Annotated in this window: 13 protein-coding genes; 9 read left to right on the top strand and 4 right to left on the bottom strand. The window is 68.9% G+C overall.

From position 1 onward, the window contains the following. Window positions 1-11 precede the first annotated feature (11 nt). Genes ACZ5J1_RS17190 through ACZ5J1_RS17160 form a run of 7 tightly spaced genes read left to right on the top strand, consistent with a single transcriptional unit; the run spans window position 12 to window position 5,571 of the window. Window positions 12-1,004, top strand: a complete 993-nt coding sequence (locus ACZ5J1_RS17190; protein ID WP_464560759.1) for a fumarylacetoacetate hydrolase family protein — start codon at window positions 12-14, stop codon at window positions 1,002-1,004. Next, entirely contained in the window at window positions 1,001-1,738 is a 738-nt protein-coding gene (locus ACZ5J1_RS17185) for an SDR family NAD(P)-dependent oxidoreductase (RefSeq protein ID WP_464560758.1), read from the top strand. The genes ACZ5J1_RS17190 and ACZ5J1_RS17185 overlap by 4 nt, the downstream gene beginning before the upstream one ends. Before the next feature lie 18 nt (window positions 1,739-1,756). Beyond that, window positions 1,757-2,944, top strand: a complete 1,188-nt coding sequence (locus ACZ5J1_RS17180) for an alpha/beta hydrolase family protein (protein ID WP_464560757.1) — start codon at window positions 1,757-1,759, stop codon at window positions 2,942-2,944. Further along, a complete protein-coding gene (locus ACZ5J1_RS17175) occupies window positions 2,941-3,948 on the top strand; it encodes a cyclase family protein (RefSeq protein ID WP_464560756.1) in 1,008 nt (335 codons plus the stop codon). The genes ACZ5J1_RS17180 and ACZ5J1_RS17175 overlap by 4 nt, the downstream gene beginning before the upstream one ends. Before the next feature lie 18 nt (window positions 3,949-3,966). Next, window positions 3,967-4,746: a CoA transferase subunit A gene (locus ACZ5J1_RS17170; RefSeq protein WP_464560755.1), complete on the top strand. Its 780-nt coding sequence runs from the start codon at window positions 3,967-3,969 to the stop codon at window positions 4,744-4,746. After that, window positions 4,743-4,955, top strand: coding sequence for a hypothetical protein (locus tag ACZ5J1_RS17165; protein ID WP_464560754.1), 213 nt, complete (start codon window positions 4,743-4,745; stop codon window positions 4,953-4,955). The genes ACZ5J1_RS17170 and ACZ5J1_RS17165 overlap by 4 nt, the downstream gene beginning before the upstream one ends. Continuing rightward, window positions 4,939-5,571, top strand: coding sequence for a 3-oxoacid CoA-transferase subunit B (locus ACZ5J1_RS17160; protein WP_464560753.1), 633 nt, complete (start codon window positions 4,939-4,941; stop codon window positions 5,569-5,571). The genes ACZ5J1_RS17165 and ACZ5J1_RS17160 overlap by 17 nt, the downstream gene beginning before the upstream one ends. Before the next feature lie 287 nt (window positions 5,572-5,858). Here ACZ5J1_RS17160 and ACZ5J1_RS17155 read toward each other — a convergent pair whose 3' ends face one another. After that, window positions 5,859-6,608, bottom strand: a complete 750-nt coding sequence (locus ACZ5J1_RS17155; protein WP_464560752.1) for an IclR family transcriptional regulator — start codon at window positions 6,606-6,608, stop codon at window positions 5,859-5,861. Window positions 6,609-6,679: 71 nt separating this feature from the next. Between ACZ5J1_RS17155 and ACZ5J1_RS17150 the strand changes: the two genes are divergently transcribed. Further along, a complete protein-coding gene (locus tag ACZ5J1_RS17150; protein ID WP_464560751.1) occupies window positions 6,680-7,876 on the top strand; it encodes a 4-hydroxybenzoate 3-monooxygenase in 1,197 nt (398 codons plus the stop codon). A 164-nt stretch (window positions 7,877-8,040) separates the two neighbouring features. Here ACZ5J1_RS17150 and ACZ5J1_RS17145 read toward each other — a convergent pair whose 3' ends face one another. Genes ACZ5J1_RS17145 through xylA form a run of 3 tightly spaced genes read right to left on the bottom strand, consistent with a single transcriptional unit; the run spans window position 8,041 to window position 11,880 of the window. After that, window positions 8,041-9,297 (bottom strand): D-arabinono-1,4-lactone oxidase, encoded by a 1,257-nt coding sequence (locus ACZ5J1_RS17145; RefSeq protein WP_464560750.1) that lies wholly within the window; start codon window positions 9,295-9,297, stop codon window positions 8,041-8,043. Between the two features lie 4 nt (window positions 9,298-9,301). Further along, complete coding sequence (xylB, locus tag ACZ5J1_RS17140; RefSeq protein ID WP_464560749.1) at window positions 9,302-10,687, bottom strand: xylulokinase; 1,386 nt, start codon at window positions 10,685-10,687, stop codon at window positions 9,302-9,304. Between the two features lie 32 nt (window positions 10,688-10,719). Beyond that, window positions 10,720-11,880: a xylose isomerase gene (gene xylA / locus ACZ5J1_RS17135; protein ID WP_464560748.1), complete on the bottom strand. Its 1,161-nt coding sequence runs from the start codon at window positions 11,878-11,880 to the stop codon at window positions 10,720-10,722. Window positions 11,881-12,032: 152 nt separating this feature from the next. Here xylA and ACZ5J1_RS17130 point away from each other — a divergent pair, with 152 nt between their 5' ends. Beyond that, on the top strand, window positions 12,033-13,199 hold the full coding sequence (locus ACZ5J1_RS17130; protein ID WP_464560747.1) for an ROK family transcriptional regulator: 1,167 nt from the start codon (window positions 12,033-12,035) through the stop codon (window positions 13,197-13,199). The last annotated feature ends 275 nt before the right edge of the window (window positions 13,200-13,474 follow it).

Genomic DNA, 13,474 nt, shown 5'->3' with positions numbered 1-13,474 from the left:
GGGGCGGACCGATGAGGCTGGCGACGTACACCGACGCCCCGGGTCGCTCACGCGTCGGGATAGTCGAGGGGGAAGGCGACGCCACCGTGGTGCGGGCCCTCCCGACCGAGGCGACGATGCGCGACCTCATCGCCGAAGGGATCGACGTTGTCCGCGATCTCGCCACCCGTGCAGGGGAGCCTGTCGCGCTGACCGACGTCACCCTCGAGGTGCCACTGACCCCGGCCAGCGTTCGAGACTTCGTAGCCTTCGAAGAGCACGTCGAGGGCGTGCGGCGCAGCGTCGACGGAGTCGCCGGCGTTCCCGAGGCTTGGTACGACGCCCCGACGTTCTACTTCACCAACCCGCACGCGCTGGTCGGGGACGGTGCCGAGGTGGCCTTTCCCGCCCGCTCGGTCGCCCGGGACTTCGAGCTCGAGGTCGCCGTGGTCGTCGGACGCGAAGGGAGCTCGCTGGGCGTCGAGGCCGCCGAGGCCTCGGTCTTCGGCTACCTGATCCTCAATGACTGGTCTGCGCGCGACCTCCAGGGCCGCGAGATGAAGGTCGGGCTCGGACCCGCAAAGGGCAAGGACTTCGCCAGCACGCTCGGCCCGTGGATCGTCACCGCCGACGAGCTCGCAGACCACCGGGACGAGGACGGCTTCCTCCGGCTCGGCTGCACGGTGAGCGTCAACGGCGCCGAGATCGGCCGCGACCTGCTCTCGAACATGGGCTGGTCCTTCGCCACGATGATCGCCTACGCCTCCCGCGACAGCCGGGTGCTGCCCGGTGACGTGCTCGGCTCTGGCACCACTGGCAACGGCGGCTGCTTGGCCGAGCTGTGGGGCACCCGGGGTGAGGACGCTCCGCCTTCGCTCGTCGACGGCGACGTCGTCACCATCGCCGTCGAGGGCATCGGCACCCTCACCAACCGCATCACCAGCGCACCGGAGGTCCCGGCCCTGCCGGCCTTCCGCAGGCCTAGCCGCGAGCGCCCCGAGCTCGGGGAGCCGGTCGGCCGATGAGCACGCTCGCAGGACGCACGATCGTCGTCACCGGTGCCGCTTCCGGCATCGGTGCTGCGGTCGTGGAGGCGATCACCGCTGCCGGCGGGACGGTGGTCGGCACCGACCTCGCCGCCAGCGGCGACGTCGGTGCGCTCGACGTCCGCGACCCCGACCAGTGGGAGACCCTGGCCGGGGAGATGGCCCGGCGCGGTCCCGTCCACGGCCTGGTCAACTGCGCCGGAACCACCTGGCGCGCCCGCGTCGGAGAGGTCGAGGCCAACCGGTTCCTCGACGTCCAGGCCACCAACGCCCTCGGACCGCTGCTCGGCATCCAAGCCTTCGCCCCGCGGATGGAGGCCGGCGCCGCAATCGTCAACGTCGGATCTCTCGCCGCACTCCAGGGGCACTACCCGGTCGCCTACACCGCCAGCAAGTGGTCCTTGCGCGGCATCACTCGCGCCGCCGCCCTCGAGCTCGGCCCGCGCGGCATCCGGGTCAACGCCGTCCACCCCGGCTTCATCGACACCCCGATGACTGCGTCGGCCCCCGACGCTTTCCGCGAGGCCTCGATCACCGCCGCTCCGTTGGGCCGCGCCGGCCGCGCCGACGAGGTCGCCGCCGTCGTGGTGTTCCTGCTCAGCGACGCCGCCTCGTACCTCACCGGGGTCGACCTCCCCGTCGACGGTGGCGCTGCCTCGCACGGCGGTGCCAAACCGATCTCCGACGCGCTCACCTCGAGCGCTCCGAAGTAAGTAGAAGGAAGCAGAAGCATGTTCGAGTACTTTCCCGGCAATTACGTCTGGAACCTGGGCGTCGTCGCGACGCTGAACTCCGGCGGCACCATCGACGAGGTTGACCGCGCCTGCCGCCCGCTGCGCGAGCTCGCAGCTCAAGGTTCTGACGTCGGCACCGGTGCGTTCATGGACGCTTGGCGTGCCGTCGCCGACCAGCTCGAGGAGCAGGCGACTGAGGCCGAGAAGGCCGGCCACTCGCGCACGGCCGGGCAGAAGTACTTCCGCGCCAGCGTCTACGTCTCCCAGGCCGAGCGGATGCAGTCGGCCCGCGATGCCGGCCGCAACGCGGAGTATCAGCGGAGCGCCGACCTTCTGCTGCGTTCCTTCGAGCTGATCGACCCGCGCACTAGCCGGGTCGAGATCCCGTACCTCGCGGGCCCGGCCGACGGTCAGCCCGAGGGCACCGTGACCAGCCTGCCGGCGTATTTCTGCAACGCCTCGACCGACGGTTCGCTGACTCCGGTGATGATCGTGTGGAACGGCTTGGACTCGACCAAGGAGATGATGGTCGGCTCCGGCATCCACACTGAGCTCGCCGCGCGCGGCATCTCCTCCCTCATGGTCGACTGTCCCGGCGCCGGTGAGGCTCTGCGACTGCGCGGTCTGACCGCGCGGGTCGACACCGAGGCCTGGGCCGCGGCATGCGTTGACTGGCTCGAGGGCCGCTCCGACGTCCGCGCGGACCGGATCGGCATCGTCGGCTGGTCCCTGGGTGGCTACTACGCACCGCGTGCGGCGGCGTTCGAGAAGCGGCTCGCGCTCTGCGTGGCGTGGGGTGCGAACCAGAACTGGGGCCAGATCCAGAAGCGCCGCCTGCAGCGCGAGGGCGAGAACCCGGTCCCTCACTACTGGGACCACGTGATGTGGGTGTGGGGCGAGACCGACCTCGACACCTTCATCACCAAGTCCGAGGCCGTCAGCCTCGAAGGGGTGATGGACAAGATCACGGTCCCGATCCTCATCGCGCACGGTGAGAACGACCGTCAGATCCCGCTCGACCTGGCGCACCGTCAGTTCGACCAGGCGGTCAACAGTCCGAAGCGTGACCTGCGGGTCTTCACCCCCGATGAGGGCGCCACCGAGCACATCGGCCTGGACCACTTCCCGCACGTCGTGACCTACATCGCCGACTGGGTCGCCGACACGTTCAGCGAGCTGGCATGACCGAGCCGTTCCCCTACGACCCGACCGACCCCGCCAGCGCGATTGCGCAGGTGGCCGAGGAGGTCCGCAACTGGGGTCGCTGGGGTGACAACGACCGGGTAGGGACGCTGAACTTCATTACGGCCGAGCATCGAGCCGCTGCTGCCGGGCTGGTTCGCGCGGGAGAGTCCATCTCCCTGTCGCAGTCCTTCGACATGGATGGGCCGCAGAAGGGCTGGCGGCGTCGGACCAACCCGGTCCACACGATGCTCGACACCGGGACCGACGCGGTCGCGGGCGTGCAGGGCTTCCCGCACGGCATCGGTGGTGCCGACGACGTGATCGCGATGCCGTTGCAGTGCTCGACGCAGTGGGACGGCCTGGGCCACATCTTCGACCGTGGCCTGGCCTGGAACGGCCGGCCGGCCGACCAGGTCGTGACCGGCCTCGGCGACGGCCTCACCGGAATCGAGCACACCGCCGACCTGATCAGCGGCCGCGGCGTCCTGCTCGACGTCGGCCGCCACCTCGGGCCTGGCCTGACTGGCAGCGACGAACTCCCCGACGGCTTCGCCATCACCCCCGCGATGCTCGACGCCACGATCGAGGCCCAAGGGCTATCGGCCACGGTCGGCACGGGTGACCTCTTGCTGGTCCGCACCGGCCAACTCACCCGAGCGCGGCGCGGAGTCGATGCTGGAGAGGGATGGGGCGAGTACGCCGGAGGTCCTGCTCCCGGTCTGTCCTTCACCACCGCGGGGTGGCTCCACGAGCGTGAGGTTTCCGCTGTGGCCACGGACACCTGGGGCTTCGAGGTACGGCCCAACGAGTTCGACGTCGCCTTCCAACCGCTCCATCAGGTCGCGATCCCGAACATGGGCCTGACCATCGGGGAGATGTGGGACCTCGATCGCCTTGCGGCAGCTTGTGCGGCGGACGGCCGGTGGGAGTTCCTCCTCGTCGCAGGAGCACTACGGGTCACGGGCGCCGTCGGAGCGCCGCTGAACCCGATCGCGCTGCGTTGATCGTCGAAAGGAACTGACATGGACAAGGTGTTCAGGGATCCCGCCACCGCCGTCGACCTCGTGGCCGACGGGATGACGCTGGCGGTCGGCGGATTCGGGGTGTGCGGGATTCCGTCCGTGTTGATCGAAGCCGTTCTCGCCTCGGGGGCGGCGGACCTGGAGTTGGTCTCCAACAACGCCGGCATCGACGACTGGGGACTGGGTCGCTTGCTCGCCGCCGGCCGGGTGCGACGGGTCGTGGCGTCGTACGTCGGGGAGAACAAGGAGTTCGCCCGGCAGTACCTATCCGGCGAGCTCGAGGTCGAGCTGACCCCTCAGGGAACCCTCGCCGAGCGGATGCGTGCTGGGGGGTCGGGCATCCCGGCGTTCTACACCTCGACCGGCGTCGGTACGCAGGTCGCGGACGGCGGCCTGCCCTGGAAGTACGCCGCGGACGGCTCGGTAGCCGTCGCTTCTCCGGCCAAGCCCGTCGCGCTCTTCGACGGCCCCGACGGTGAGCGTGAGTACGTGCTCGAGCACGCGATTGTCGCCGACGTCGCGCTGGTGCGGGCCTGGAAGGGCGACCGCCACGGCAACCTCGTCTTCCGCCGCTCCGCCCGCAACTTCAACCCCGTCGCAGCGATGTGTGGTCGGGTCACCGTGGCCGAGGTCGAGCACCTCGTCGAGCCCGGTGAGCTCGACCCCGACGAGATCCACCTCCCGGGCATCTACGTCCACCGCGTCGTCCCGCTCACCCCCGAGCAGGCGGCGGAGAAGCGCATCGAGAAGTGCACCGTCCGCTCCAGCGGTGCGTCGTGACTGCCAAAGGGCTCGCGCCGTGCGAGGTCGTCGACAGAGCTGAGCTGCTCGGACTGACCCCTTCCGAGTGGTGTGACCTCGCCGCGACGGTGGTTCCGGGGCCGCACGACGGTGCCGGTCGAGCGATCGAACCGCTTTCGCCGCAGGAATGGCGCGAAGCAGTGCTGAGCCAATTCGAGGAAGGAAACGACGATGTCCTGGAGCCGTGAGGAGATGGCGGCCCGAGCCGCCCTCGAGCTGAGTGATGGGATGTACGTCAATCTGGGCATCGGGTTACCCACGCTGGTGCCGAACTACGTTCCCGACGGCGTCGAGTTGGTGCTCCAATCGGAGAACGGAATCCTCGGCACCGGAGCGTACCCACTCCCTGACGAGGTCGACCCGGACCTGATCAACGCAGGCAAGGAGACCGTCACCCTGCGCCCCGGAGCGGTCATCTTCGACTCCGCAATGAGCTTCGGGATGATCCGCGGCGGCAAGGTGGACGCCGCGATCCTCGGCGCGATGCAGGTCTCCGCCACCGGCGACCTCGCCAACTGGATGGTCCCCGGCGCGATGGTGAAGGGAATGGGCGGCGCGATGGACCTCGTCCATGGCGCCGGACGCGTGATCGCCTTGATGGAGCACGTCACCAAAGCCGGAGAGCACAAGATCGTCGAAGACTGCACCCTGCCGTTGACCGGGGTCGGGGTGGTCCAACGGATCATCACCGACCTCTGCGTTCTCGACGTCACCCCCGCCGGCCTGGAACTCGTGGAACTGGCGCCGGATGTCACCGCCGACGTTGTACGCGAGCGGACCGGGGCTCCGGTGATCGGCGCATGAACACGCTGAAGGCGCCCTCGCCCCGCCCTGTCGTGTCGTTCAGCGAGTGGGCCAGACCACACCTCTGCCACCTTGGCGCCGCCGTTTGCCGAGCACTCGCCATCTCCGGTGCGGCGAGCACCGGAGGTGCATCTCTGTTCCGCAACTGAGGTCGCCGAAAGGACTCCAGCCCGGCGCACAATTCGGGCGGCCATTCTCGATGCTCTGCGTGGGTCCCTCGCGCCTAGTGGATCGAGAACCTTCGAGCAGAACGTCACGCAGAAGGAGTTGTACTTAGTGCCGACCGATCATCGGGTTGGGGTGGATCCGCGTCCGATCGCACGGGCCGCAACCGTCAGGGCGCCAATCAGGCGCGCTTTCTCTCGGCGGATATCGGGGACAACGACCCCAATCGCGGCGATGACAGTCGCACCGGCAGTCACGGGAACGGCGATGGAGGACGCGCCCAGAGTCATCTCCTCCCGCGTCGTCGCGTAGCCCTCGGTGCGAACCCGAGTGAGCTCGCGCCGCAGCAGACCGGGCGAGGTCAAGGTGTAGGGCGTCAGCGGCTCGAGTGCTCCGAGTACCTCGCGGACTACCTCCTCGGGAGCGTGCGCCAGCAGGGCCTTGCCGACGCCGGTCGCGTACAGCGGGAGGCGCCCACCGACGCGGCTGACGACCGGGACCGAGGCCTGGCCGGCGAGGCGGTCGAGGTACACGACTTCGGTGCCCTCGCGGATGGCGAGGTGAACGGTTGCGCGGGTGGTGGCGTGCAGGTCCTGCAGGTAGGGGGAGGCGATCTCGCGTAGGTCGGTCTCGACAGGGGAGAGCAGACCGATGTGCCACAGCGTGCGACCGATCGCGTAGGTGCGGTCCTCGTCCCGGGTCAGTGCTCCGCCGGCGACGAGTTCCTGGGTGATCCGCCAGGTCGTCGCCTCCGAGAGCTCGGCGCGGCGGGCGAGGGTGGCGAGGTTGAGGCGGCGATGTTCTTCGTCGAAGGCGCCCAGGACGGCGAGCGTGCGGGCAACGAGCGAGGTTCCTTCGCCTCCGCCAGCCATGCTCAACCTTCTTTCACTGAGTGAAAGGAACATGATGCCATCACGCGGATCCCCTCCCTAGTGTCCGGCGCATGACAACTGCAGCTCCCGTCACCACCACCCGCACCCAGGTTGCCATCGTCGGCGGCGGACCCGCGGGGCTGATGCTCTCCCAACTCCTCCACTTGGCCGGGATCGATTCCGTCGTGGTCGACGACCGGGAAGCGTCGGTCATCGAGACCACGCATCGCGCCGGCATCCTCGAGCGCGACAGCGTCCAGCTACTCCTCGACGCCGGCGCGGACCGGGTGCTGCGCGACGGGCATCGTCACGAGGGCATCTCGTTGCGCTTCGGCGGCGTCAGCCACCGGCTCGACTTCGAGGACCTCGTCGGTGCCTCGTGCTGGCTCTACCCCCAGACCGACGTCTTCATCGACCTGCACCGACTGCGCACCGGCAACGGCGGCGACCTGCGCTACGGGATCGGTGGCACCGAGGCCGGCGGCGTCACCACCGACCAGCCATGGGTTCGGTACATCGACGCCGACGGCGCCCCGCACGAGATCCGTGCCGATCTCGTCGTGGGAGCCGATGGCTCACGCAGCATCTGCCGCTCCCTGGTCGAGGGCGCGACGCAGCACTTTCGGGAGTACCCCTTCGCTTGGTTCGGCGTCCTGGTCGAGACCCCGCCCAGTGCACCGGAGCTGATCTACGCCCGCTCCGACCGTGGCTTCGCGCTGGTCAGCCAACGCACCGACACCGTTCAGCGGCTCTACTTCCAGTGCGACCCGACCACCAACGTCGAGGAGTGGTCCGAGGACCGGATCTGGGACGAGTTCCAGGCACGCCTCGCTGGCGAGGACGGGTTCGGGCTGCACGAGGGCCGCGTGATCGAGAAGACCGTGCTGCCCTTCCGCAGCTTCGTTCAGACCCCGATGCGGCACGGCAACCTGCTGCTCGCGGGCGACGCAGCCCACACCGTTCCGCCGACCGGTGCCAAGGGGCTCAACCTGGCGCTCGCCGACGTCCGCCTCCTGGCCGAGGTGATCGAGCGTGCCTTGGTCAAGGACGACGCGGACGCGCTCGCCGAGTACACCGACCACGCGCTCGCTCGAGTGTGGAAGGCCCAGCACTTCTCATACTGGATGACCACGATGCTGCACCGCCTCGACGGCGCCACAGCCTTCGATGAAGCCCGTCAACTCGGGGAACTGAGCAGCATCGTCGAGTCCCGTGCCGGAGCGACCTACCTCGCCGAGGGCTACACCGGCTGGCCGCAAACTCGATAACGAGGCAACAGCTTGCATCGGTTGAGGCCCGGCGCAATGGGGGCTTCCCCCGTCCTCGGTGTGCTTCTCCCCCTCGCGCACAACAGCCCCAGAGCTTCGGATCTGGGTTTTTGTGTGTTCCGTGAGGTCGACCGTGCTTGCCGAGGCGACGGGAGAGGCGCCCTCTAGCGACCGAGCACGCGCGCGGTCCACGGGTTCGCCAACCTGCCGTCAGGGTCGAACCGGGTTCTGAGCGATGTGAACTCGTTCCACCTGGGAAAAAGCGAAGCGAGCTGAGTGGCGCCAGCAGCGAAGAGCTTGCCCCAGTGAGGCCGAGCGCCGAGCGAGAGGAGTCGCTCCTCAATCTTTGGCAGCAACCTTGCCACCTCGGACGGCCGACGGAGCCAGGTGAAATGAACCCCCAGCACAGTCCCGCCGTACGCCCCCGACAGCCACAGGTCATCGCCCGCGATGGCTCGCAGCTCCGTCACGTGAAGGAGCGGCTCAATCTCGTTCGCAAGTTCACGCAACGCGGCTAGAGCCTCTCGGGCCGCCTCCCGAGGCACGAAGTATTCGCTCTGAAGCTCATCACCGCTACTTGGAAGGAAGCCGTGCCGGAAGTGCGGGAGACGCTCGTGCCACGGACCCGGCTCATCCAACTGGCGGGTCGTGAGCGCGGGGTCCATCCCGGCAATCATGTGGACCTGCTCCCGCGCCGGCACCGTCCCCCCAACCCGGGCGGCAGCGCTGCCTTGCTCCTTCGTCCATACCTGGCCAACGTCGGCCCTCACCCAGCGGGTGAAGACAGAAACGGAGTACGCGGCCCCCATCACTGCCCACGGGTCGGCGAGCAACTGGTCCCAAGCCAGCCCGGTGTGGACGGTCTGGGCGATGTCAAAGGCCGGGACCGTGTCGAGTTCAAGGTGGGTGACGATGCCGAGAGTCCCCATCGAGACGACGGCACCGTCAAACCCGGTATTGCCGCGGACCAGGCGAACGTGATTCCCGCGGCCGCTGACGAACTCGAGCGCGGACACCGCGGTGGACAGGCAGCCGTTGCCCACGCCTGACCCGTGCGTTCCGGTCGCGACCGACCCTCCAATGGAGATGTGTGGCAGCGACGCCATGTTGGCCAAGGCGCGACCGCGACTAGCCAGCCACAGTGCCAGGTCGCCGTATCGGAGCCCGGCCGGTACTCGAACCCGAGTTCCTATCAGTTCCGGTGCCTCATCGAATCCCTCAAGAGAAACGAGCACGCCTGGGGAGTCAGCGATGTCGCTGAACGAATGCCTAGAGCCGAGTGCTCGGATGTGCTGTTCCTCCCGGACGATCGTGACGACCTGCTCGACGGTTGTCGGGATGAGGACTCCTCGGGCACCGAACGCGTGGCTACGCGCCCAGGTCGCGCCCGCGGGGCTCATCTTCGTCACGTAGGGAGACACGGGTCTACGAACCTTCGGTGAGGTCTCGGACCGCCGCGTACCGCTCGCGAACCTCGGTTACCAGGTCGGCCTCGAACGTATCCGCGCCGGCCGTGGCCCAGGTAGGCAGCTCTCCGGTCAGGGCCCAGGCGGCCTGGCGGGCGGCGCCGTCGGCGACATACTCGCCGGGCTCGGGTACGACGACGGGGCGGCCGAAGACTGTCGGGGCGATTCGGCGGACTGCTTCCGAACGAGCGCCGCCGCCGACCAGGAGGACCCGGTTGACCGGGACTCCGAGGTCGGTCAGGGCGTCGACCCCGTCGGCGAGTCCGCACAGCAGTCCCTCAACAGCGGCCCGAGCCATGTGGGCCGGTGTCGAGTTGGCCAAGCTCAGACCGTGGACCGCGCCGCGGGCGCGCGGCTTGTTGGGCGTCCGCTCGCCTTCGAGGTACGGCACCAGGACTAGGCCGTCGGCGCCGGGCGCGGCGCTGAGGGCGAGTTCGGAGAGCCGGTCGAGCGAGACGCCGAGCAGCTCGGCGGTGGCGGACAGCACCCGGGCGGCGTTGAGGGTTGCCACCAGCGGCAAGTAATGGCCCGTGGCGTCCGCGAATCCCGCGACAGTGCCTGTGACGTCAGCGGTAGGGGTGGCGGAGACCGCGCAGGCGACACCTGAGGTGCCGATCGAGATCACGACGTCACCCGGCCGCGCGCCGAGCCCCAGGGCAGCGGCGGCGTTGTCGCCGGCACCGGCGCCGAGGACGATCCCGTTCGAGGTGACCCCGGCACTCTCCTGGGCATCGAGGACCCGGGGCAGGACGACGTCTTGGCGGCCAAGGGCGCGCTCAAGCAGGTCGAGTCGGTACTCGCCGGTGACGGCAGAGAAGTAGCCGGTCCCGCTGGCGTCGGATCGGTCGGTAGCGAGCTCGTCCAGGTCGCCGCCGGCCAGGCGCCAGGTCAGCCAGTCATGGGGCAGGCAGACCGCCGCCGTACGCGCCGCCGAAGCGGGTTCGTGCTCGGCAAGCCAGCGCAGCTTGGAGACGGTGAAGCTGGCCACCGGCACCAGCCCGACCGCGCCGGCCCAGGCGTCGGCTCCCAGGTCGGCGGTCAGCTTGTCAGCAGCTTCGGCCGACCGGGTGTCGTTCCACAGCAGCGCAGGACGAACGACGCCACCGTTGTCGTCGAGGCAGACCATGCCGTGCTGCTGGCCACCGACGGAGAGCGCGGCAACATCAGTGAGCCCGCCAGCCCTCTCAGCCGCTGCGTTGAAGGCCGTCCACCAATGTTCGGGGTGGACCTCGGTGCCGTCGGGATGAGCGGCCGAGCCGGACCGCACCAGGCGGCCCGACTCGGCGTCACGGACGACGACCTTGCAGGACTGGGTCGAGGTGTCGACCCCTGCAACCAGCGTCATGACAGGTACTACTCGCTCTCTCGTTACCTGGGTCAGCGGAGGCCGAGGAGGTGGTCCATGGCGAGCTGGTCGAGCTGCTCGAAGGCGAACCCGTGGGTCGCCATCGCCTCGACGTCGAAAGCCTCGTCCCGCACCGTGGCGAGGGACTCGCCGGCGGCCAGGGTCGGTGCAGCGAGCTGGTCGAGGCCCGAGCGGACCAGGGCCGCCTGGACCTCGGGGTCGGCACGGAACGCCTTCGAGCGCTCCTTGAGCACGAGGTAGTTGCGAATGCCGCCCTCGGCTGAGGCCCAGACGCCGTCCTCGTCCTCGGTCCGCGGCGGCTTGAAGTCGAAGTGCCGGGGACCGGTGTAGTCGCTGTTCTCGAGCAGGTCGACCAGGTTGAACGCGCCGCGCAGGTTGCCCGCACCGAAGCGAAGGTCCTGGTCGAAGCGCGGGCCGTGCTGTCCGTTGAGGTCGATGTGGAAGAGCTTGCCGTGCCACAGCGCCTGAGCGATGCCGGCGGCGAAGTTGAGCCCGGCCATCTCCTCGTGCCCGGTCTCCGGGTTGAGGCCGACCATGGCGGAGTCCTCGAGGCTGTCGATGAACGCCAGCGCGTGCCCGATCGTGGGGAGCAGGATGTCGCCGCGGGGCTCGTTCGGCTTGGGCTCGATCGCGAAGCGGAGGTTGTAGCCCTGCTCCTTGACGTAGGCCGTCAGGGTGTTGAGGCCTTCGCGGTAGCGGTCCAGGGCGTCCCCGATGTTCTTCGCGAAGTGGCTCTCCGCGCCTTCGCGACCGCCCCAGAAGACGTAGGTCTCGGCGCCGAGCTCGGCGGCGAGGTCGATGTTCTTGGCGATCTTGGCGAGAGCGAAGCGGCGCACCCGGCGGTCGTTGCTGGTGAACGCGCCGTCCTTGAAGACCGGGTGGCTGAAGGTGTTGGTGGTGACCATCGGGACCTTGAGCCCGTGGGTCTCGGTGGCCTTGCGGAAGCTGTCGATCGCGGCCTGGCGCTGTGCCTCGTCGGCGTCGAAGCCGAAGACGTCGTTGTCGTGGAAGGTCACGCCGTAGGCGCCGAGCTCGGCCAGTCGGCCGACCGCGTAGGCCGGATCCATCGGCGGACGGACGGCGCCACCGAAGACGTCGACACCCTCCCAGCCGACGGTCCACAGACCGAAGGTGAACTTGTCCTCAGGGGTGGCCTTGTACTCCGTCGTCACGACGCTTCCTCTCGCTGAATGCACCAGACCTTGTTTTGGTCAGGTTATGAACTAAATCGTGATCCAACTCTCCTGCCATGCGGCATGTCAAGCGTTCGCGTTCGCAAGTCACGCGACTTGCGCAATAGTTCATGTCCTGGTCTACTCGCGCCATGCCGTCGCCCCAGCAGCCCCTGCAGCACGCTGGGATGCGCGCGAGCAACCTCGCCCTCGCCCTCGGTGCAGTCGCCGATGGCGGCCCGCTCACCCGGGCGCAGATCGCCACACGGACTGGGCTGACCAAGTCATCCGTGTCTGGGTTGGTGTCGGACCTTGTCGGTGCTGGCCTGGTAGTCGAGTCGCCGGCGCCGCCTGCTCGGGACCGCGGGCGACCCGGCACCCTCGTCGCTCTCAGTCCTCGGCGTGTCGCCGGCCTCGGTCTCGAGATCAATGTCGACTACCTCGCGGCGATGCTGGTCGACCTTGCCGGCGTCGTCCGCTACCGACACGTCGTCCTGGTCGACAACCGGGGCCGCACGCCTATGGACGTACTCGTGACCGTCGGCGAGCTCGCCGACGCAGCAGCCAAGGCGGCCGCCGAGCAACGGCTGCACCTTGCTGGAGCATGCCTCGCCGTCCCTGGCGCCGTCGAGACGCGAGGGGTGTTCCAGGCGCCCAACCTCGGGTGGTCCGACGTCCCGTTCTCGGATGCTCTCGAAGCAATCGCGGCCGACGGCTCCTTGGCGGGCCGTGAAGCCCTCATCGACAACGAAGCCGACCTGGCAGCGCTCGGTGAGCTCTGGTTCGGTGACGCAGGCAACGACTTCGTCCACATCTCCGGCGAGATCGGAATCGGCTCCGGCATCATCGTCAACGGCGAACTCTTCCGCGGTCGACGCGGCCGCGCCGGCGAGCTCGGCCACATGGTCCTCGAGCCCGACGGCCCGGAGTGCTCCTGCGGCGGGCGCGGCTGCCTCGAACGGTTCGCCGGCCAAGACGCCATCCTGGCTGCCGCCGGGGCTGCCACCCCCGACGCGCTCAAGGCCCGCTGTCAGGACGGCGACGACGCCGCGGTCAAAGCTGTCGCGCAGGCCAGCGAACGACTCGGGGTCGCGCTCGCCTCGGTGACCAACCTGCTCGACCCCGGCGCGATCGTCCTCGGCGGCCTGTTCGCTGAGCTAGCCCCCTGGGTCGTAGATGTCGTCGGCGACACCCTTCGTCGACATGGAACGGAACCCCGACTGGTCGTCTCGCACCTCGGTTCCGATGCCGCGGTTCGGGGCGCCGCCGGTCGAGTCATCCGCTCAGTTCTCGCGGACCCGGCCGCCTATCTCAACTAGGCCGCGACGGGTTGCGGCGGTGTGATGGCCTCGTCGTCGGTTCAGGTGGTGTCGAAGTCCCACTGCGTGATCGAACTGAACTCATCGCCAGCCCGCAGGACGGTCGATGGGAAGTCGGGCCGGTTGGGCGAGTCCGGGAAGTGCTGCGGCTCCTAACTCGACGCAGCAGCTGAACCCCAGATCGTGCGGACACAGTGCCTAGGTGCGTCGGGGTGCTTGAGTAATAGGGCCGGATGATCCAGCGGCAGGCGCACGGGACCACCGCTTCGCGAGCC

This window comes from Nocardioides sp. JCM 18999 (genome assembly GCF_055391175.1).
Note: the sequence above shows the minus strand (reverse complement) of the source record. Positions and strands in the feature narration are given on the sequence as shown.